17 protein-coding genes and 2 pseudogenes are annotated in these 19,958 nt (G+C 70.2%); 7 read left to right on the plus strand and 12 right to left on the minus strand.

The window, feature by feature from the left end:
• Positions 1-190: 190 nt before the first annotated feature.
• The 7 genes from ACFFQA_RS24065 to ACFFQA_RS24095 all read right to left on the minus strand — a co-directional run bounded on the left by ACFFQA_RS24065 (position 191) and on the right by ACFFQA_RS24095 (position 7,856).
• Entirely contained in the window at positions 191-1,357 is a 1,167-nt protein-coding gene (locus tag ACFFQA_RS24065; RefSeq protein ID WP_377856404.1) for a cytochrome P450 family protein, read from the minus strand.
• Positions 1,354-2,232: an NAD(P)-dependent oxidoreductase gene (locus ACFFQA_RS24070; RefSeq protein ID WP_377856406.1), complete on the minus strand. Its 879-nt coding sequence runs from the start codon at positions 2,230-2,232 to the stop codon at positions 1,354-1,356. Before ACFFQA_RS24070 ends, ACFFQA_RS24065 begins: the two co-directional genes overlap by 4 nt.
• A 569-nt stretch (positions 2,233-2,801) precedes the next feature.
• Entirely contained in the window at positions 2,802-3,416 is a 615-nt protein-coding gene (locus ACFFQA_RS24075; RefSeq protein ID WP_377856409.1) for a pentapeptide repeat-containing protein, read from the minus strand.
• Between the two features lie 41 nt (positions 3,417-3,457).
• Positions 3,458-4,711: an alpha/beta hydrolase gene (locus ACFFQA_RS24080; RefSeq protein WP_377856411.1), complete on the minus strand. Its 1,254-nt coding sequence runs from the start codon at positions 4,709-4,711 to the stop codon at positions 3,458-3,460.
• A gap of 340 nt (positions 4,712-5,051) precedes the next feature.
• On the minus strand, positions 5,052-6,962 hold the full coding sequence (locus tag ACFFQA_RS24085) for a 4-alpha-glucanotransferase (protein ID WP_377856414.1): 1,911 nt from the start codon (positions 6,960-6,962) through the stop codon (positions 5,052-5,054).
• 79 nt (positions 6,963-7,041) lie between these two features.
• Entirely contained in the window at positions 7,042-7,398 is a 357-nt protein-coding gene (locus ACFFQA_RS24090; RefSeq protein ID WP_377856417.1) for a winged helix-turn-helix transcriptional regulator, read from the minus strand.
• Between the two features lie 26 nt (positions 7,399-7,424).
• Positions 7,425-7,856, minus strand: coding sequence for a hypothetical protein (locus tag ACFFQA_RS24095; protein ID WP_377856420.1), 432 nt, complete (start codon positions 7,854-7,856; stop codon positions 7,425-7,427).
• 88 nt (positions 7,857-7,944) lie between these two features.
• Here ACFFQA_RS24095 and ACFFQA_RS24100 point away from each other — a divergent pair.
• The 5 genes and pseudogenes from ACFFQA_RS24100 to ACFFQA_RS24120 all read left to right on the plus strand — a co-directional run.
• Positions 7,945-9,387, plus strand: a pseudogene (locus tag ACFFQA_RS24100) (SDR family oxidoreductase); the annotation flags it as partial.
• Between the two features lie 177 nt (positions 9,388-9,564).
• Positions 9,565-10,209 (plus strand): annotated as a pseudogene (locus ACFFQA_RS24105) (class I SAM-dependent methyltransferase); the annotation flags it as partial.
• A 169-nt stretch (positions 10,210-10,378) separates the two neighbouring features.
• On the plus strand, positions 10,379-10,528 hold the full coding sequence (locus ACFFQA_RS24110) for a hypothetical protein (RefSeq protein WP_377856422.1): 150 nt from the start codon (positions 10,379-10,381) through the stop codon (positions 10,526-10,528).
• Complete coding sequence (locus tag ACFFQA_RS24115) at positions 10,529-11,503, plus strand: HNH endonuclease signature motif containing protein (protein WP_377856425.1); 975 nt, start codon at positions 10,529-10,531, stop codon at positions 11,501-11,503.
• Between the two features lie 411 nt (positions 11,504-11,914).
• Positions 11,915-12,217 (plus strand): hypothetical protein, encoded by a 303-nt coding sequence (locus ACFFQA_RS24120; RefSeq protein ID WP_377856428.1) that lies wholly within the window; start codon positions 11,915-11,917, stop codon positions 12,215-12,217.
• On the opposite strand, the gene ACFFQA_RS24125 is transcribed toward ACFFQA_RS24120, so the two are convergent.
• From ACFFQA_RS24125 to ACFFQA_RS24140, 4 genes are read right to left on the minus strand one after another with little or no spacing between them, the layout of a single operon-like run.
• Positions 12,214-13,677: a cryptochrome/photolyase family protein gene (locus tag ACFFQA_RS24125; RefSeq protein WP_377856431.1), complete on the minus strand. Its 1,464-nt coding sequence runs from the start codon at positions 13,675-13,677 to the stop codon at positions 12,214-12,216. The two genes, ACFFQA_RS24120 and ACFFQA_RS24125, sit on opposite strands and share 4 nt — an antisense overlap.
• Positions 13,674-14,918, minus strand: a complete 1,245-nt coding sequence (locus ACFFQA_RS24130; RefSeq protein ID WP_377856434.1) for an NAD(P)/FAD-dependent oxidoreductase — start codon at positions 14,916-14,918, stop codon at positions 13,674-13,676. Before ACFFQA_RS24130 ends, ACFFQA_RS24125 begins: the two co-directional genes overlap by 4 nt.
• Positions 14,919-14,927: 9 nt before the next feature.
• The gene (locus ACFFQA_RS24135; RefSeq protein WP_377856437.1) at positions 14,928-16,868 is read right to left on the minus strand and encodes a hypothetical protein; all 1,941 of its coding nucleotides are present in this window, start codon (positions 16,866-16,868) and stop codon (positions 14,928-14,930) included.
• 47 nt (positions 16,869-16,915) lie between these two features.
• On the minus strand, positions 16,916-17,542 hold the full coding sequence (locus ACFFQA_RS24140; RefSeq protein ID WP_377856439.1) for a DNA-binding response regulator: 627 nt from the start codon (positions 17,540-17,542) through the stop codon (positions 16,916-16,918).
• Between the two features lie 68 nt (positions 17,543-17,610).
• On the opposite strand from ACFFQA_RS24140, the gene ACFFQA_RS24145 reads away from it, so the two are divergent.
• Positions 17,611-18,435 (plus strand): oxidoreductase, encoded by an 825-nt coding sequence (locus ACFFQA_RS24145; protein ID WP_377856442.1) that lies wholly within the window; start codon positions 17,611-17,613, stop codon positions 18,433-18,435.
• A 272-nt stretch (positions 18,436-18,707) separates the two neighbouring features.
• Here ACFFQA_RS24145 and ACFFQA_RS24150 read toward each other — a convergent pair whose 3' ends face one another.
• Positions 18,708-19,061 (minus strand): nuclear transport factor 2 family protein, encoded by a 354-nt coding sequence (locus ACFFQA_RS24150; RefSeq protein ID WP_377856445.1) that lies wholly within the window; start codon positions 19,059-19,061, stop codon positions 18,708-18,710.
• Positions 19,062-19,158: 97 nt separating this feature from the next.
• Here ACFFQA_RS24150 and ACFFQA_RS24155 point away from each other — a divergent pair, with 97 nt between their 5' ends.
• On the plus strand, positions 19,159-19,929 hold the full coding sequence (locus tag ACFFQA_RS24155; RefSeq protein WP_377856448.1) for a helix-turn-helix domain-containing protein: 771 nt from the start codon (positions 19,159-19,161) through the stop codon (positions 19,927-19,929).
• Positions 19,930-19,958 lie beyond the last annotated feature (29 nt).

Below are 19,958 nucleotides of genomic sequence, written 5' to 3' on the forward strand. Positions count from 1 at the left end.
GGCACGTTGTTCGAAATGTCCGGCTGAGCGCCCGATAGAGCGCGCACCGTGTCGGCCGCAGGCCAGGGCTCCCGCGCCCCGGTCGGCGGTCCACCCCAAGAGCACGGCGTTCGTGCCCGGAGCGGCTCCCGGACAGCCGTCGGCCGACCATCGCGACCCCCAGCGCGACCGGCCGACGGCCCCACGTCACCTATGGTGTCGTGCCCAGGCGCACGGGCAACGCGGCGAGCGCGCGGGAGCGGAAAGACCTGCGCCACGCCAGCTCGTCGACGGGCACGGCCAACGACAGGTCCGGGAACCGGCGGAACAAGGTGCCGAGCGCGACCTCCAGCTCCATCCGCGCCAGTGCGGCGCCGAGGCAGTGGTGGATGCCGTGGCCGAAGGTTAGGTGGGCGTTGTCGGCGCGCCGGATGTCGAAGCGGTCCGGGTCCGGGAAGCGGGCGGGGTCGCGGTTGGCCGCCGCCACGCTCAGCATCACCGTCTCCCCCGCCTCCCTGCCCGCCCCGTCCGCGAGCGCGAAGCGGCGGATGGCCAGCGGCCCCGAGGGGTCGTAGCGGAGGATCTCCTCGACCGCGCCGCGCACCATGGCCGGGTCGGCTCGCAGCGCCGCGAGCTGCTCGGGGTGGCTCAGCAGCAGGAGCACGCCGATGGCGATCGTGTGCTGGACGTTCTCGACCCCCGCGAGCAGCAGCAGGAACGCCAGCGAGACCAGCTCGTCCTCGGTGAGGCGGTCTCCGTCGTCGCGGGCCGCGACCAGCGTGGACAGCAGGTCGTCGCCGGGGCGCTCACGGCGCGAGGCGACCAGGCGGACCAGGAACTCGGTGATCGCCGCGATGGCCGCCGGGACCTGGCGTGGATGCTCCGGGGCGAACATGCGCGTGATCAGGACCGAGAACTCGGCCTGGTCGGCGCGGGAGACCCCGAGCAGCTCTCCGATGACCGTCAGCGGGATCGGTGTGGCGTACTCCACCGTCAGGTCCGATGGGGAGGAAAGCTTGTCCGCCAAGGAGTTCGCGAGTTCGACCACGCGGGGACGCAGGTTCTCGACGCGGCGGGTGGTGAACGCCTTGGTCACCAGGCGACGGATGCGGGTGTGGTCGGGCGGGTCCATGTTGAGCAGGTTCGCGTCGAGCGCGGGCGGCAGGGAGAAGCCCGCGTAGCCGCCGCGCGCGTGCTTCTTGTTCAACGACAGCAAAGGGTCCGCGAGTCCTTCGCGGACGTGGTCGTAGGGGCAGACCAGGCGCGCCGGTGAACCGTCCGGCAGTTCGGCGCGGTGGCTCGGTGCCGCCGCGCGCAGACGGGCGTAGTGCCCGTGCGGGTCGGCGGCGAACGCCTCGTCGAAGACGACGGTGATCATGACCGCGCCCGGCGGCGCTGGACCTCGGCGATGGAGGCCCAGTCCTGGTCCGCCTGACCGTTGGCGAGTGCTTCGTGCAGGGACTCGCGGACGATCTCGCCGAACGGGAGCGGGACATCGAGGCCCGCCGCGGCGTTCATCGCGAGGTTCACGTCCTTGAGGCCCAACGTGGCGGTGAAGCCCGCGGGCTCGTACTCGCGGTCGGCGATCAGCTTGCCGTAGCCGCTGTACACCGGTCCCGGGAAGAGCGAGCCCGTGAGCAGCTCGACCAGGTCGTTCGCGTCGACACCCGCCTTCTCGGCCAGGCTGACCGCCTCCGACAGCGACTGGATCGCCGTGGCGAGCAGGTAGTTCCCGATGATCTTGACGATGTTCGCCTGGTGCGGCTGCGTGCCGAGCGGCCAAGTGCGCTTTCCGAGCACGTCGAACACCGGACGGAGCCGCTCGACCAGCTCGTCCGGCCCGGCGGCGAGGACGTTGAGCTGACCCGCCTCGGCGACCGGAACCCGGCCGAACACCGGGGCCGCCAGGTACCCGACCCCGTGCTCGGCGTGCAGGGCCGTGGCGCGCTTGGCCAGTTCAACGCTGACAGTCGCCATGTTGACGTGCACTGCGCCTTCCGGAGCGCCGGCGAGCAGGGCGGGGTCCAGCAGGCGCTCCTCCACGACGTCGTCGTTGGCCAACATCGACAGCACCGTCCCGGTGCCGAAGACCTCTTCCAGGTCGGCCGCCGGACGGGCTCCGGCCGCGACCAGGAGTTCGACCGGGCCGGGACTGCGGTTCCACACCGTCACGTCGTACCCCGCCGCGACGAGGTTGGCCGCCATCGCCGTGCCCATCGCGCCGAGACCGATGAAACCGATTCGCTTGTCCACGGTGAAGCCTTCCTTGCCGGATGAGAGCGATGCTATTCCGGCGGGGTTGGCTCAGCCGAGGTTGGCTGTGCTTCAGCGTCTCGCCCTCCTGCGGGGCGTGGAACTGCGTCCCGTTCCCCGCGTAGAAGGCCAGTGGAGCGCATCCTGGACGGTCTCGGCCTGCTCGTCGACCGCCGGGCGAGATCGCCTGCCGACCCGGGACTGCGCGCCGCTGGAGCGCGGTAGCGAGACGCCGACCTTGGTGAAGGCCCAGACAATCGGGACCACGCTCACGGTCATCACGACGGCGCCGCGGCCACGCGCATCCTGCGCTTCAGCCGGTTCGACGCCACGTCGCCCCCCCGTGCGCTGGCGTGGTCCGGTTATCGCGTTTTGTCACCTTGATGCGCAAAAGAGCGCTCTCATTTCGCATTAAGGCTACAAAACGCGAAATGAGGGGCACGGGGGTGAGGGTTGCGAGGGTGCCAGGGGGTGGTGAGGTGGTGCCTGCTCATCGACCGCCGGGCGGGGTGAGCGGACACCTGCTCACGTCGAGCATCGGGCGCTGAGCCGCCCGGTCCCCAACGACCTCAGCCGAACCGCAGCCCCAGCGCGGCGGCGATCACCATCGCCTGCTCCGGCTCGATCACCGCGCCCTTGAGCGCCACGGTCAGCGGGTCCACTGAGGACAGATCACTCCCCCGCAGGTCACAACGCTCCAGGTTCGCCTTGTCCAGCCACGCGCCCGACAGGTCCACACGGTGCAGCGTCGCACCCTCGCAGCGCGCCCCGGTGAGGTCCGCCTCGCGCATCCGCACTCCGCTGAACGACGCCCTGCGCAGATCGGCGCCGGGCAGCCCGGTGAACGACCAGTCCCCGCCCACGACCTTCATCAGGTCGAACGCACACCGGTCGAACATGCTGCCGACGAGCTTGCAGTCGGTGAAGCTGGCGTCGAAGAAGTCGCAGCGGGTGAACGTGCAGTTGAGGAACGCGGCCCCGGTGTGCTCCGAGACGTTGAACCGCACATCGCGGAACGTGCATTCGGTGAACACCGCGCCCTGGCCGACGACCTCGGTCATGTCGACGTCGACGAACGCCACCCGCTCATGGCTCAACCCGGACAGGTCGTCGTGGTCCCAGTCCTTGTCGTGAACCGTCCGGGTCGTCGGAGGCGGTGGAGCGCCGCGCCTGCGTTCAGCCATGCGCTCAACGTACGACGCCCCACCGACACTCCGCCTTTCCGCTAGCCACCGCAGGTGGCGTCGCGTGGTGGGCCGCCAAGCAGGTAGGCGTCGATCGCCGCGCGGTTGCACTGTCCTCGGTGGTAGACGCCGTGTCCCCACCCGTCGTAGGTGTGCAGAACCGCGCGCTCGCGCATCTGCTTGTAGGCGCCCGTCGCCCACGCGTAAGGCGTCGAAGGGTCGTGGCGGGCGTTCGCGACCATGATCGTGGGTGTTGTCGGAGCGAGGACTGTCGTCGCGGACGGGTTGGTGGGCGGCGGCCAGCCGGCACAGTCAAGCATCGCCTCGCGCAGCTCCGGCGAGAAACGCATCGCGGGAGCCGCAGCACGCTCCGCGTCCGCGGTCCGCCGGAGATCTTCATATGAGGCCGGGCGCATCGACCAGTCCTGACAGAACACTGCGAACCGCCCATGTGCCTGTGTTCCGATACCGCGCGCCGCAGGACGTTCGGTCGGAGCAGTGCCGATCCGCAGCTCGGACATCCAGGTCGCGAACTGCTGCCACTCCACACGGATGAAGGCGCTGTAGGCGCGGCCGATCGCGTACTCGGGGGAGATCGGGATACTGCCGAACTCCAGCAGCTCGCCGCGGTCGCTCGCCGTGAGGAAGTCTTTCCATTGCTGAGCAACGGGTTTGCCATGTAGGGCGCACGCGGCATCCGTGGCGCACCAGCGGGCGAACTCCGCGAATGAGTCTTCTGCGCCAGCAGCCGCGCTGGCTGCCATGTCCTTCGCGTTAAGGCCGTGGTCCATGACGGAATCGAGCACCATGCCGCGCAGGTTGGCGCCGTAGCGCTGCGCGTACTGCTGGCCGATCAGCGTGCCGTAAGACACTCCGTAGTAGCTGATCTTCTTTTCGCCCAGAGCCTTGCGCAGTGCGTCCATGTCCTCGACGACGCTGAGCGTGTCGACGTGGTCGAACAGCGGCCCCGTCCACTTGCGACAGTCTTCGCGCAGTTCTCGGTTGTAGGCGACCAGCTCGTCGAACTCGGCTTGGTTGCGCGGAAAATCCCGTGGCTTGCGCCCGATCACCTCACCCGAGCAGCGAACCTGGGTACTGCCCGCGATGCCTCGCGGGTCGAAGCCCACCAGGTCGTAGCGTTCCTGGACCTCAGCAGAGAACAGGTCCTTCGCGCCGACCGCCATCCTTACTCCGGAGGCACCCGGGCCACCGGGGTTGAGCACCAGGACACCGATCCGCTTGGCGGGGTTGGTCGCCTTGCGCCTGGCCACCGCCATGTCGAACGTGCCGCCCACTGCGGTGACGGGCAGGCGCAGCGTCCTGCACTCGGCCGTCGCGTCCTGAGCGCACGGCCGCCACGTGACCTCGGCCTTCGCCGGGAGCGGCGTGAGCACGAGCAGTGCGGCCGCGAGGAGTTTCCACACGGCGACACCGTAGCAGGCTTGCACTACTTTCCTAGTGAAAGCGTTAATGTGCGACCGCTCGGAGAGTCGTTGAACACGCTGACGAACTCGGGCCTCACCGAGGTCAAGGGGCTCCGCGCCGGAGGTGACCGCGGCGGTTCCCCACGCACGTCCTGGGCTGGCGGGACACAGCGACTTCGGCTCGGAGCCGGCCTACCTGATCCGCTGACGGTCACACCTGCCGCGTCGTGCGCAACAGCTCGACCACTTGGCGCACGCGGGGGTCTTCGCGCAGCTCGGCCAGCGTCAACGGCAGCGGGAGCTTCCAGTTCGGGTACTCCGCGACCGTGCCGGGCAGGTTGGGTTGCCGCACCTCGCCGACCACGTCGTAGGGCGAGGCCAGCAGCACCCTGCATGGGCTGTGCGCCAGCAGCCCGTGCAGGGCCACCACGATCTCGTCGTCAGTCGCTTCCCCTGATCCCAGAAGTGACTCCGCGCGCAGCAGCTCGATGAAGTCGGCGCGCTCCGCGTCCGCGTGGGCCTGCTCCTCGGCGAGCGAGCGCGCCAGCACACCGATCTCGGCGCGGACGCGGACGTGCTCACCGCTGAGGAAGCCGGGCGCGGTCGGCAGGTCGTGCGTGGAGATGCTGGCGACCGCGTTGGCGGGCCAGGTCGACGGCGGCAGCAGCGGCTGGCCGTCCGCCTCGTGGTCGCGCTGGAACCACACCACCGTGGAGCCGAGCATGTTCTGCTCGTGCAGCGCCTCGGTCACCTCCGGCTCCACCGTGCCCAGATCCTCACCGATCACCACCGCGTTCGCCCGATGCGCCTCCAAAGCGAGGACTCCGAGCATCGCCTCGGCGTCGTAGCGCACGTACGTTCCGCGCTCGGGGCCCGAGCCTTCCGGCACCCACCACAGCCGCCACAGCCCCGCGACGTGGTCGATGCGGATGCCGTCGGCGTGCCGCAGCACCGCGCGCAGCACGTCCCGGTACGGCCGGTACCCCTGCTCCGCCAACCGATCCGGCCGCCACGGCGGCAGCCCCCAGTTCTGGCCCTGCTGGTTGAACTCGTCCGGCGGAGCGCCGACGCTGGCCTTCGCCAAGACGTCCTGGAGCATCCATCCGTCAGCGCCCGCCGGGTTCACGCCCACGGCGAGGTCGTGCACGACACGGACCGTGGATCCGCGCCGAACCGCCTCCAGCTGCGCTGTGCACAACTGCTGCAACCACACGTGGAACCGGGCGCGTTCGGTGAGCTCAGTCCTGGCGCTGCGGGGGTGGCGCAGCTCCTCCGGCCACTCCCGCCAACGCGGGCCGTGCTCCTCGGCGAGCGCGCAGAAGGTGGCGAAGTCCCGCAAAGCGGCATCCGGCTCGGCCACCTCGGCGAAGGGCCACAACAACTCCAGCGCGCCGCGTTTGGCCCGCCACACCTCGTCGTAGTCGATGCGGTCGCCGTTCGGGGCTCGCAGTGCGTCGACCCGCGCCCTGGTCGCCTCGTCCGCGCGCGCGTAGGCATCGGTGTGCTCGACGCGGAGGTAGAGCGGGTTGACGAACTGGCGGCTGGACGGCGAGTACGGCGACGGTTCGACCGGCTTAGTGAGGTTGGGCGCGTGCAGCGGGTTGACCAGCACCACCCCGGCTCCCGACTCCCCCGCCCAGCGCGAGAACTCCGCCAGGTCGGCGAGGTCGCCCATCCCCCACGACCCGGCCGAGCGAACCGCGTAGAGCTGGAGCATCCAGCCCCACGCTCGTGGTGGCTCCGGCAGCGCGGGCGGCGCGACGGCCACCGTGACCACTTGGTCGCCGACGTGGAGCTCGTGCCAGCCCAGCGGAAGGTCGGCGGGCAGCTCACCGTCCACGGCCAGCTCGCCACCCTCTTCGAGACGCAGCGCACCCGCACCGACCGCCCGCGTGGTGCCCTGCCGGAGCACGATCACCGGCGGCAGCGCGTTCTCGGCCGTGCGCTGTCGCACCCGCTCCAGCTCGGCGCGCACCGATTCCGGTGTCGACGCGTCCACGTCGAGCAGCGCGAGCACTTCGACGACCACGTCCGGGGCCACGTCGACCCGCTGCCGCTGTCCGTCCTCGTACCAGGTCGCAACGCCGTGTGCTTCGGCAAGCGCCGTCAGGTCCGCGTCCACCGCTCCCCTTCTCCGGCCACAGTCCGCAAGATCCACGCAAGTCTCCCAGCAGCGGCGGTCGGGCGCGGCTTGTGCCTCCTCACCTCACCGCGTGATCACCGTTGAGCTCCCACGCGGCCACCACGTCGGGCGTTCTCGCGGCGATGCGGTTGATCAGCCGTTGCAGCGGCCCGGTCAGGTCCCTGCCCACCTCGGTGAGCTCGTAGCTGACCTTCGGCGGGATCGTCGGCTCGACCGTGCGCTCCACCAAGCCGTCCCCGGCGAGCGTGCGCAGTGTCTGCGCGAGCATCTTCTCGCTGATCCCGCCGATGCCGTCGCGCAGCTCGTAGAAGCGCAACGGGCCGCCGCGCAGAGAGGTCAGGATCAGCACGCCCCACCGGCTGGTGACGTGGTCCAGGACGGTCCTACCCGGACAGTCACCGCTGTGCAGGTTCATGGTCGGAGCTTACTCCAGGTAAGCCACTAGACGTTGTGTTCGCTCAGTCCGGCCGCGAGGTCGAGCGCGATCGCGTCGAGCAGCTCCTCCAGCACCGTGAGGTCCCGGTTGAACTCCTCGGCGTCGAACAGGGACGTGCGCCACCGTCCGGTGAACGCCTCGCAGCTCTCGACGACCACCGCCGCCAGCCGCTCGGCCCCACCAGCGGGAACTCGCATCCCTTCCGTCTCCACCAGTGCACGCACCCGCATGAGCAGGTGGTCCACTCTCAGCACGGAGGTGAGTGCGAGCAGCTCCGCGATACCTCCGCGCCGCGCGTCCGGCCCCGGGTCGAAGGTCGTGTACACGACCGGCCGGACGATCAGCTCGACGAGCAGGATCGCGCCGAAGTTCTGGTCCGTGTCGTTGACGGGTGTCCACTGGTCACCGGGTTGATGCGAACGGCGTAGATGTCGCATGAGGATGGTTTTCCCTGCGTTGACTGGAAAAAACGTCGAATCGCCCACTGGCGCTGCGCGGGCCGCCGTTCACGACCAAGCTGTGGGCGTGCGATGTCTGGTTACAGGAGCGACGGGATACCTCGGTGGGCGGCTCGTGCCGCTGCTGCTCGCGGAGGGCCACGAAGTGCGGTGCCTGGTGCGCGAGCCCGTGAAGCTGCGCGATGTGCCGTGGGCAGATCGCGTCGAGGTCCTGCGCGGTGACGTGTTGGACGCGGACTCCGTGTGCGCGGCGACCGAGGGGATCGACGTCATCCACTACCTCGTGCACTCATTGCACAAGAAGGACTTCTCCGACGTGGACCGGCGCGCCGCCCGGATCGTCGCCGACGCCGCCGCTCGCCAGGGCGTCAAGCGCGTGGTCTACCTCGGTGGCCTGACTCCGCCCTCGGGTGAGCTTTCCGATCACCTGGCCTCGCGCGCCGAGGTCGGCGACATCTTCCTCGCTTCCGGTGTGCCGAGCGTGGTGCTGCGCGCGGCGGTGATCATCGGCTCCGGTTCGGCGAGCTTCGAGATGCTGCGGTACCTGACCGAACGGCTGCCCGCGATGGTGACGCCGCGCTGGGTGCGCAACCGCGTGCAGCCGATCGCGGTGCGCGATGTCCTGCACTACCTCGTGCGCGCCACCGACCTGCCGCCCGGCGTCAACCGGGCTTTCGACATCGGCGGCCCGGACGTGCTGACCTACCTGGAGATGATGCGCCACTACGCGCGGGTCGCGGGACTGCCGAAGCGCCTGGTCATCCCGGTGCCGGTGCTCACGCCGCGCCTGTCATCGCACTGGGTGAACTGGGTGACCCCGGTGCCGGCCTCGATCGCGCGGCCACTGGTGGACTCGCTGGTGCACGACGTCGTATGCACCGAGCACGACATCGACTCCGTCATACCGCAGCCGGACGGCGGGCTGACCGGATACGACCGGGCGGTCGAGCTCGCGCTGACCAAGATCCGCAACGGCGAGGTGGAGACCCGCTGGTCCAACGCCTCGCCGGCGGGCGCGCCGTCAGAGCCGCTGCCCAGCGACCCGGACTGGTCGGGGGGCTCGGCCTACACCGACGTCCGCGAGCAGCGCTCCACCGCCTCCCGCGCGGAGGTCTGGCGCGTCGTGGAGGGCATCGGCGGCGAGAACGGCTGGTACTCCTTCCCGCTGGCGTGGGCGGTGCGCGGCTGGCTGGACCGGGCCGTTGGCGGAGTGGGGCTGCGGCGCGGCCGGCGCGATCCGCGCCTGCTCCAGTCCGGCGACGCGCTGGACTGGTGGCGGGTCGAGGAGATCGACCGCGGGACACTGCTGCGGCTGCGCGCCGAGATGAAGGTGCCCGGCAAGGCGTGGCTGGAGCTGTCGGTGGCGTCGGATGGGAACGGCTCGGTGTACCGGCAGCGCGCGGTGTTCCTGCCGCACGGGTTGCTCGGCCACCTGTACTGGTGGGCGGTGTGGCCGTTCCACGGCATCGTCTTCGGGGGCATGGTGCGCAACATCCTCAACGCGGCGCGGAAGACGGGCGACAGAGTGCGGCTGACCGGAGAGAAGGCGACCTTGCTGCCCACTCTGTACGGCAGAGCGCTCGACGCCCTGTCAGCCAAGTCGATCCTGCACGACAAGCTGGCCCTGGACGCCGCGAGGAAGATCGACGTCGACTTCCGCAAGGTCGGCATCCGGCGCGGTGACGAGAAGTCGGTGGCGTTGCGGGGCAAGCACCTCGACGACTGGACCAGCGAGTTCCTCGCCGAGTACCCGAGCGCGACCGTGCTGTACCTGGGCTGCGGCCTGGACACCCGCGTCTTCCGCGTCGATCCCGGTCCGGGTGTGCGCTGGTTCGACGTCGACTACCCCGAAGTGATCGACCTGAGGCGACGCCTGTTCCCGCAGCGCGAGGGCGACTACGAGATGATCGCGTCCTCGGTGACGGACCCGGACTGGCTGGACCGGGTTCCCGGCGACCACCCCGTGCTGGTGGTGGCGGAGGGCCTGACCATGTACCTCGACGAGGCCGAAGGCCGGGAGCTGTTCCGCCGGATCGTCGACCACTTCCCCAGCGGCCAGTTCATCTTCGACGCGCTGAGCGAGACCGGGATCCGCGTCACCCGTCGCAACAAGGCGGTGCGCGCCGCCAAGGCCCGGCTGCGCTGGGGCATCGAGGGCAGCGCGGAGCTGGAGTCGATCCACCCGAGGCTGCGCTGCGTCACCCAGCTCAGCGCCTTCGACCTCTCCAGCTTCGCCGACCTGCAGAACCCGCTGTACGGCTTGGTGCTCAAGGCTTTCGCGCTGGTCCCGTCGATCAGCCGGATGGCGAACTTCTACCGCCTGGAGTTCTAGTGCCTGTCCGGTGCGGCGCACCTTTCACGTTCTGTGGCACCGCCTTCGCGGGGCAGAGCTGACCCCGCATCCCCACCCACACCTTCACGTTCACCGACAGCGAAAGAATCGACCCCCTATTTCATCCCACAGAGCCATGATCACTTTTTCGGGCGGATAGAATGGGAATATGGCCCCCGACGAGACCCTCGATGCAATCGAGGACGCCTACCGCGCGGTGAATCACGCGCACGCGGTCCTGGCGCGCTGTCTCGCTGATTTGGTGGTCAGCACGGATTTCGCGGAATACCCCTACCTCGGCGATGAGGTCGGGGCGTAGTTGTCGATTTCCTCACGCAAGGCGAGCACGCTGATCTGTCACGCCGAAACCCTCGCCTCCCGCCCCGCCGTTCTCGCCGCCCTGGAGGAGGGTCGGATCGATCAGGGCAAGGCGTTGTTGATCGTGGACCAACTGGAGCCGTTGACCGCTGTGCAGGCGGAGATCGTGGAAGCGGTACTGATCGAGTACGCCCGTACCCACCACTACAGCCGGATCCGGCTGCACGCCCAACGCCTGATCGCCAAGCTCGACCCCGACGCGGCAGCTCGGCGGCATGAGGAGAAGAAGCGGACCCGGCGGGTGGAGAAGCTGAACCTCGATGACGCGATGTGTGCGTTGCGGTTCCAGTTCACCGCCGTCCAGGGCGCCCTGGTGTGGGATCGGATCGACCGGATCGCCCGTGGTCTGGACGATGAGCGCACCATGGACCAGCGCCGGGCGGATGTCGCCTTTGACCTGTTGATGGGCAAGGAGACCGGTGCCCCGCAGGGTGAGGTCAAGGTCCTGGTCACCCTCCCCGCGACCACGTTGATGGGCATGGACCAGGAACCCGGGATGCTCGCGGGCTACGGGCCGATTCCCGCGGACGTGGCCCGCGACATCGCGGCCGGGGGCACGTGGAAGCGGATCCTCACCGACCCGGTGACCGGGGTGGCGGTGGATGTGGGGCGCACGAACTACCGCCCCTCAGCGGCCCTGGCCGATCTGGTCCGAGCGCGGGATGTCACGTGTGTGGCGATCGGCTGCCGTCAACCGGCGCACCGCTGCGATCTGGATCATTGCGAGCCCTTTGACGGCACCAACACCGTCGCGGATGATCTGGGCGCGAAATGTCGACGGCATCATGTGATGAAGCATCACACGCGGTGGAAACGAACACAGCTCCCGGGCGGTATCCATATTTGGACCACGCCGATGGGAAGAACGTATGTCCGGGAGCCTGAGCCGATAGCGGATCCTGGTCCACCGTTTTAAACCCGACCCCGGCTAGCCCGCCACCGTATTAGGTGAGCGGGCTAGCGGTGCTGGATGTCCAAGGAAATGCGCGCCGGAGTCCGGGAGAATTATCCGGGGGCAACCCGACGGAGTCGGGGCAGCAGCACAACCCCCAACGCCACCACCACCCCACCCCGACGACGGCCATTCGCGGGCTTATGGACGTGTCCGCGCCTCCAGGGACGTCCATAAGCCCGCGAATGGCCGAGTGACCGCCGGAGGGAGGGGTCAGGTGGAGGTGATGACGCAGTCGGCCAGCACCGGAGGGGACGAGGGGCCGGGGACCGTGGTGGTGAAGAGGAGACGGTCCCTGGTGCGCCAGACGCGGGTCTGCAGGGTTTCTGATCATGCTCTGTGTCCGCTTTGTTCGTTTGCGCAGAGGAGTCCTCCGTGCGTTTCGCCGCTGTGGTCCTGCTCGCACCGGCCGCCGTTGCGGCCCCGACCTCGGCTCTCCTGTACCGCGAATCCGGACGGGGGCTGTACGAGGCCACGCTGACGGCGGCGCTCACCGAGAGCGACTCGCAGGGTGTCGCGCGCTGCACCGCTGCCCTGGACGGCGAGGACAAGGTCGTCGGGGTCACGGGCTCTGGGCCGCACGGCTACCTCGCCGCCTTCAACGGCTCGAACGGGCTCGCCCCTCGCGCCTGGGGAACGAGCGAGGGCGCGACACACCGCCATCAGGACTCGCGTTAGAACTGCTCCCGCGAAAGCTCCTGCTCGACAACCGCATCGATATCACCCAGGCGCTTCATCCCGCTGATCGCGCGCGCCATCCGGTGGTTGCCCTTGAGCGCATCGGCGTTGTGCCACAGCCAGGACCAGTAGCCGCCGGTGAACGGGCAGGCGCGCTCGCCAAGCCGCTTCTTCGGGTCGTACCAGCACCCGGAGCAGTGATCGCTCATCCGGTTCAGGTACGCGCCCCCGGAGAGATACGGCTTGGTCGCCATCAGACCGCCGTCCGCGTGCTGGCTCATGCCCACCACGTTCACCGGCATCACCCACGGGAAACCGTCCACAAAGGACGTCGTGAACCACTCGCTCAGCTCGCGCGGGTGGTAGCCCCGTTGCAGGGCGTGGTTTCCGAGCACCATCAAGCGCTGGATGTGGTGCACCCAGCCCCGATCGCGCACCCCTTCCAACGCGGTGCGCAGACAGGCGGCCCGCGCTCCGCCCGCGTCGAGGTTCAGCCACCAGTCCGGCAGCGGCACCCTCGCGCGGAAAGCGTTGTTGCGCATGTACTCCCGGCCGAAGTGCCAGTACAGGTGCCACACGTACTCACGCCAGCCCAGCACCTGCCGGATGAACCCCTCCACCCCGGCGAGCGGCAGGTCCCCGGCTCGGCGCTCGGCGGCGCGCACGACGTCCAGCGGGTGCAGCAGTCCCAGGTTCAGCGGCACGGACAGCAGTGAGTGCGCCATCGCCCAGTCCTCGGTGAGGATCGCGTCCTCGTGCGGACCGAACGCGCCGAGCCGGTGCCGGACGAAGTGCTCCAGCGCCGAGGTCGCCTCGTTCGCGGTGACCGGGAACAGCCGGGGCCCGTCGCGGCCGACGGTGTCGAGGTCCATGGCGTCCAGGTCGGCGCGGACCTTGTCGTCGATGTGGTCCTCGGTGGGCCACCACGGCTCGTCGAGCTTCAGCCTGGTCGCGCCCTTCGGCGGGGGTTCGCGGTTGTCGGCGTCGTAGTTCCACCGGCCACCCAACGGCTCGTCGGCGTCCATCAGCACGTCGAACCGACGCCGTTGGTCGCGGTAGAAGTCCTCCATAAGGAACTTCTCGCGCCCCTTCGCCCATTCCGCGAAATCATTGCGGGACAACGCGAATCCGGGGGTCGGGAGGATCTCCGACACCAGTCCGTCCCGTTCGAGCTCGCGCACCAGGTCCTCGGCGGCGTGCGATCCGGGCTCGTGCACCGCGACCGGGCGACCGAACTCCGCCAGCGCGGCGCGGTAGGTCGGTGCTCGCACCACCGTCGCGCGTTCGCCCAGCTCTTCGGCCAGGTGCCGGATGCCCGACAGCAGGAGGTGCAGCTTCTGCCGGTGATGGGGACGCCGCCGCAGCGCGGACTCGGACTCGATCAGCACGATCTCGCGCTCACCGCCGCCGTGGAAATGCGGGCCGAGCTGGTCACCGAATATCCACAGTGGACTTGTCATACCGCGGCCAGCGGGGCGACCGCGAGATCCGCGAGCGCCGCGCGGGCGGCCCGACGGCCCGACACCAGGGCTCCCTGGATGGAACTCGTGTCACGGTGGTCGCCCGCGACGTAACGCCGGTCGCCGACTCGAACCGGCTTGCGCAGCGAATGCGGCGCGGGCATCGCCGGAAGGGCACGTGGGATGACGTAGCGGCCGACAACGTCCCAGTTCTTGGTGTCCACGCCGTAGAGCCTCGCGAGCTGCGCGCGCACGGTCGACTCGTCGATGTCGTCGCCCGCGCCGAGCACGGATGCGGCGATCAGCGCGCGGTCTTCCGGAGCGTAGGTGTCGGCGACCTCGCTGAGCACAACGGTGTTGACCACCGGTCCGCTGTCGCCGTCCAGCACCAGGACCGGGCGGGCGAGAGGCGTTTCGGGAGCGCTGAAGTACCACGTGGTCACGGCGTTCCATCGCGGTTCGCGCAGCCCCGGCAGCAGCCTCGCGGCAACGCTGCCGTCCGTGGCGACCACGACGGCATCAGCCGTGATCTTCTCGCCGTCGGCCAGGAGCACGCCGTCCGTCGTCACCTCGGCGACCGGAGCCTGGAGGCGAAGCGCGCCGCTGGGCAGCCGTCCGGCGAGCTGACGCGGGAGCTCCGCCATGCCCTGGGCGGGCAGGACCGGCGTCGCGCGGGCGAAGCTGCGCCACACGAGGTGGAAGAACCGGGACGAGGTCGTCAGGTCCGCTTCGAGGAACACTCCGGACAGGAACGGTCTCAGCACGCTCGTGACCGCTTCACCCGACAGTGTCCACCGCGCGAGTTCCGCGCGCGTGCTGCGGTCGAGCGCGGTCACCAACGCGCGGTCGCTGGTGAGCCAGTCGCGCCCCGACATGGTCGCCAGGGCGGCAAGGTCACCTGGGCCCAGGACGCGCTGGGTGACCACGTCCCGCCAGGCGCCGGGTCCCTGCCTGGGGTCGGTGAGCGCGTGCAGCGCGCCGTTGCGGCGAACCAGCGCGCCGGACTCGAATGCCTTGGGCCGCAAGGCTTCCAGGTCGATCCGGTTCGCGACCTCGGGGTAGCCGGGGCAGAGGATCTGAAAGCCCCGATCGAGCCGGTAGCCGTCCACCACGTCCGTGCGCACCCGTCCGCCGACGTCGTCGGAGGACTCCAGGACCTGGACACCCACGCCGGCCGAGGCCAGCACCTCCGCCGCGCTCAGTCCGGCGAGCCCAGCTCCGACAACCACGATCTCCGTCACGACACGAAGCTAGGGCCGGGCGGGAACAGGCGCATCCGGTACCCCCGCAATTCGGTCCAATGCCCGAGCGCAGGAGGTCAGCAGTCGCACGTCCTCGCTGACGGCGTCGCCGAGGTACACGTGCTTGTTGTGCCGCCGGAGCTGCCCGATCTCGTTGCGCAGCAACCCTTCCGCGGCGCGCGCGGGTGGCCCGATCTCGGCGAGGCAGTCCGCGGCAGGAGCGAGGCAGAACGAATTGGCCCGCCCGGCGGCGATGAGCTCGGGGACCACGGGCTCGGGGTCTCCCCCGACCTCCCACAGCGCGATCGCCGCGCGCAGCCGTGCCCACGCGTCCTGCGGCGCGGCCAGCCGTTTCCGGATGAGGGGAAGCGCGCTGGCGGCCTCCTGCCCGAGCGCGGCGGCAAGCCGCATCCCGTCATCGCTGTCGGAGACCTCGGCCAGCGCCGGTTCCGGGTCCCCCGCGATGCGCCACACCGCGAGCGGAGCGTCGAACGGGTGCTCGTCGCAGAGCCGCCTCAGCAGTGGCACCGCGGCCCCGGCCGCGGGACCGATCGCCCTGAACGCGTAGAACAGCCCGCTGCTGCGCCGACCGGCTTCCAGGAGTTCGACCAGGTCAGGCACGGCGTCGGCACCAGCCCGTTCGAGGTTGCCGATCGCGGTGAGCAGGGCTCCGCCTCGGGCGTCGTCGGGCAGATCTCGCAGCCGCGCCCGGATCAGTGGCAGTAGCTCGGCGGCGTGTGACCGGATGCCGTAGAGCAGGCTGCCGATGTCGGTGGGCACGTGGTCGAGCTCCAGCGCCCAGCGCACAACCGGAACAGCCCGCGCGTCTCCGCTGTGCGCCAGCGCCCGTACGGCCGGCCCGGCACCGGGTGGGCCGCTCGCGAACGTGGTCAACCACAGCGGCGACGACCGCTGCGTGCTGTCGAGAACGGTGACCAGGGCGTCCGCCGCTGGCAGTGCCTCCGGGCCGAAGCCGTCCAGCACCTCGGCCGCGACCTTGCCCATGTCCGGGTCGCAGACGAGGTCCCCGAGCCGCCGCACCAGCCGACTGTGGTCACCGCGCCATTCACGGACCAGTGTCGCGGACAGGGAGGCGCCGAGGCGGCGGATCTCCTTGTCGGGGAACGACAGCAGCTCGGTCGTGAGCGCGGTCCGGTCGGCGGTGCGGCTGCCGAGGGCGGTGTCCAGCGAACGGACGAGCGCTTCGATGCCCGGCTCGTCGATCTCCCGCACCGCCGCGACGGCGAGGTCGGCGACGTCTGGGGGCAGGGCGCCCGGGTCGGTGTCGGCGAGCGTGGCCAGCGCTCTGAGGCGCACGACTGGGCTGTCGCCCTCGGCCGCGAGCGAGGCCAGCCAGGTCAGCGCCGAGTCCAGTTCCGCGTCGTCGTCGAGGTGCGCCGCGATCATGCCGACCGCCCGGACCAGCGCCGCGCGAGCGTGCGGGTCGGGCTCCGCGGTCATCCGCTCACGTAACAGGGGAAGTGTTGCGCCCCAACGGTCCTGGCAGGCAACGAGCACGTCCGGGAGTGCGCGCCGGACCGCGACGTCAGGATCGTCGAAGAGTCCGAGGAGCCGGGGCAGCTCGGCAGCGACCGTCGCCCTGGCGGTGGCGATGTGCGGGTGGTTGCCGAACGGGTCGGGCTCGTCGGCGTCCCAGGTGTCGACACCGTGCTCGTCGACGCCACCGACACTGGCGACGAGCCGCACCAGCTCGCCGCGTTGCGGGACGTCCGGGCTGAACACGGCTTCGAGCAGGAAGGGCACGCACAGCGCGGTGCACTCGTAGACATCGCCCTGGTGGTGGACGCCGCCGATGAAGTCCTCGTACGCCAGCTCACGGGTGTCCGGGTCGTGGGAGACCAGCCCTCGCAGGATCTCCGGGATGTCGTCCGCCGGCCCGTACGCGTGCTCCAGCTCCGCCCAGTCGATCTTGTCCAACCCCGCGAACACCTGTGCTCCCCAGCTCCACGCGACTCCGCCGGACACCGTACTCGGGCTCAGAGCAAGCCGAGCTCGCGTGCCCGCACTCCGGCCTGGAACCGCGACGTCGCACCGACAGCGGCCATCAGCTCCGCGACGCGGCGGCGGTACGTGCGGACACCGAGGCCCAGCTCACGGGCCGCCGTCTCGTCCTTGCAGCCGGAGGCGAGCATGTCGAGGATCTTCGGCGCGAGGTCGTAGAGCGCGGCGAAGCGCGCCTCGTAGACCGACAACGGGGTCGCCCCGCGCCAGGCCGCCTCGTAGAGCGAGGTCACGCTGCGCGCCACGTCCGGGCTGTCGAACAGGCGGAAGCTGCGGCCACCTCCGACCACCCCACCGGCGAGGATCACGAACCGCCGGTCGAGGATGATCGTCTCGTTGATCTCGTCAGGAGTGATCCGCACGTCCACCCCGAGCTTGCCCAAGCCGCGGAGGTGCTCGGCGGACGACGGGTCCATCAGCACGCCGGGGCGGTACATCTTGCGGATCCGCTTGTCACCGCGCAGCTGCGGTCTGGGGCGTGCGCGGGTGGTCGCCCAGGTGTTGAGGTCGTCGGCCGCGCACGCCACGTCGTCAGCTCGGAGGAACAGGTGTGTCGTGCGCGCGAGAAGCTCCTCCTCGCCGCGAACAAGGGCGTTGTCCACCGGCCCAGTGTGGCAGGAAGTTGCCACTCGCGGACCCGCGTGCCGCCCGGCGCGCAGGCTAGGGCGTCATGACACCTTCCACGTGGCGAATGGGCGACCGCACGGTGAACCGGCTCGGGTTCGGCGCGATGCGCCTCATCACCCGTCCGATCAACCGCGACCAGGCCGTGACCGTGCTCCGCAAGGCGGTGGAGCTGGGCGTGAACCACATCGACACGGCGGCCTTCTACTTCTCGCCGCAGTGGTCGGCGAACGAACTCATCAACTCCGCGCTGCGGCCGTACCCGGAGGACCTGGTGATCGCCACCAAGGTCGGCCCCGGCAAGGACGCCTCCGGTGAGTGGCTGCCCGCCGCCCGGCCGGAGCAGCTGCGCGGGCAGGTCGAGGAGAACCTGCGCCAGCTCGGCCGGGACCACCTCGACCTGGTCAACCTCCGCATCGGGGCCGGCTTGGAGCGCGGGGACGGCTCACTGGCGGACCGCTTCGGGGTGTTGGCCGACCTGCGCGCCGAAGGCCTGATCCGGCACCTCGGCGTCTCCAACGTGCGCTCGGAGCACCTCGCGGAGGCGCAGGCCATCGCCCCGGTGGTGTGCGTGCAGAACCAGTACGGGCTCGCCGCCAGGGACGACGACTCCCTGCTCGACCTGTGCTCCGAGCAGGGAGTCGCGTTCGTGCCGTTCTTCTCGGTGCAGGGCGGGGCTCCGGACGAGGTGGTCGCCGAGGTCGCCGCCGCGCACGGCGCGACGCCCGCACAGATCCTGCTCGCCTGGACCCTGCACCGCGGCCCGAACGTCCTGGCGATCCCGGGCACGGCGGACCCGGTGCACCTGGAGGAGAACCTCGCGGCCGGCCGGATCGAGCTCTCCCCCGCCGACCTCGCGGCCCTCGGCTAGGTGAACGCCCCCGGCCGCCGCGCTGCCCCCGTGCCCCCGGCCGCCGCGCCGCCCCCGTGCGCGCATGGGCTGGCGTGGTCGGGGTTCTCGCGTTTTGTAGGCATATTGCGCAAAAGAGCGCTCCCATTTCGCATTAAGCCTACAAAACGCGAAATAGGGGGGCACGGGGGTGAGGGCGCCAGGGCGTGGCGAGGTGGCGTTACCACGTGGAGGACGCGACCTACGTCTACGGCCCGGGGGCGTGCGCTGGCGGATTTTAGAGGGGCGCGAGGTCAGCCAGGGACCCGGTCGAGGAAGCCGAACACGCCGGTGATGCGCCCGTCGGCGAGCCGCACGACGTCGAATCCGATCGCCAGCGGCTCGGCCGCCTCGGGGGCTCCCAGGTGCCAGGTGAAGCGGGCGATGTCGTGGTGGGCGTCGGCGGGCGAGGGCACGCTGAAGACGAGCCCGGCGAACTGCTGCTGCGCCCCGGCGATCACGGCGTCGATCCCGTCCCGCCCGGCGACGTCGGCCAACGGGTCGGTGTAGGTGGCGTCCTCGGTGAACAGCTCGTCGATGAGGTGCCTGCGCTTCACCGCGTCGGTCTCGTTCCACACCTCGATGTAGCGGGCGGCGATGTCGGTCACTGCGTTCTCCTTCGCTCGGTGTGCCCCAACAATCGCCGCCACAGGTCAGGCTGTCGATTACGCCGGAGGTAATGGCGGCAGCGCCTAGGCTGAGGGCATGAGCACTCCGGTGGGCGGCCTCCTGCGGGACTGGCGGGGGCGGCGCAGGCTCTCGCAGCTGGACCTCGCGCTGCGCGCCGACATCTCCGCCAGGCACCTGAGCTTCGTGGAGACCGGGCGGTCCGCGCCGAGCCGGGAGATGGTGCTGCGGCTGGCCGACCAGCTCGACGTGCCGCTGCGAGAACGCAACCAGCTGCTGCTCGCCGCCGGGTTCGCGCCCGCCTACCAGGAGAGCGCGCTCGACTCGCCGCGGCTGGCCGCCGTCCACGCCGCCGTGCGCCAGGTCCTCGCCGCGCACGAACCCTTTCCGTCGGTGGCGGTGGACCGCCGGTGGAACATGGTGGAGGCCAACGCGGCGAGCGCTTTGTTCACCGACGGGATCGCACCGCACCTCCTTGCGGGGCAACCGAACGCGCTCCGGATCAGCCTGCACCCCGAGGGGTTGGCGCCCCGCATCGCCAACCTCGGCCAGTGGCGGGCGCACCTGCTCAACAGGCTCGCGCGGGAGGTCGCGGTCAGCGGGGACGAGGAGGTCGCCGAGCTGCTCGCGGAGCTGCGCCGCTACCCGTGCGACGAGCCGGAGATCGAGGTGCCCGACACCGCCGAGGTGTTCGTGCCGCTCCGGCTGCGCCACGGCGAGGCCGAGCTGAGCCTGTTGAGCACGGTCTCCACCTTCGGCACAGCGGTGGACATCACCGTGGCCGAGCTGTCCGTCGAGTCCTTCTTCCCCGCTGACACGGCCACGGCGGAGTTTCTCCGGAACCGTTGACCTCAACACGAGTTGAGGTTGAAGACTGC

Source organism: Allokutzneria oryzae (genome assembly GCF_042429765.1).
In the GTDB taxonomy this organism is placed as follows: domain Bacteria; phylum Actinomycetota; class Actinomycetes; order Mycobacteriales; family Pseudonocardiaceae; genus Allokutzneria; species Allokutzneria oryzae.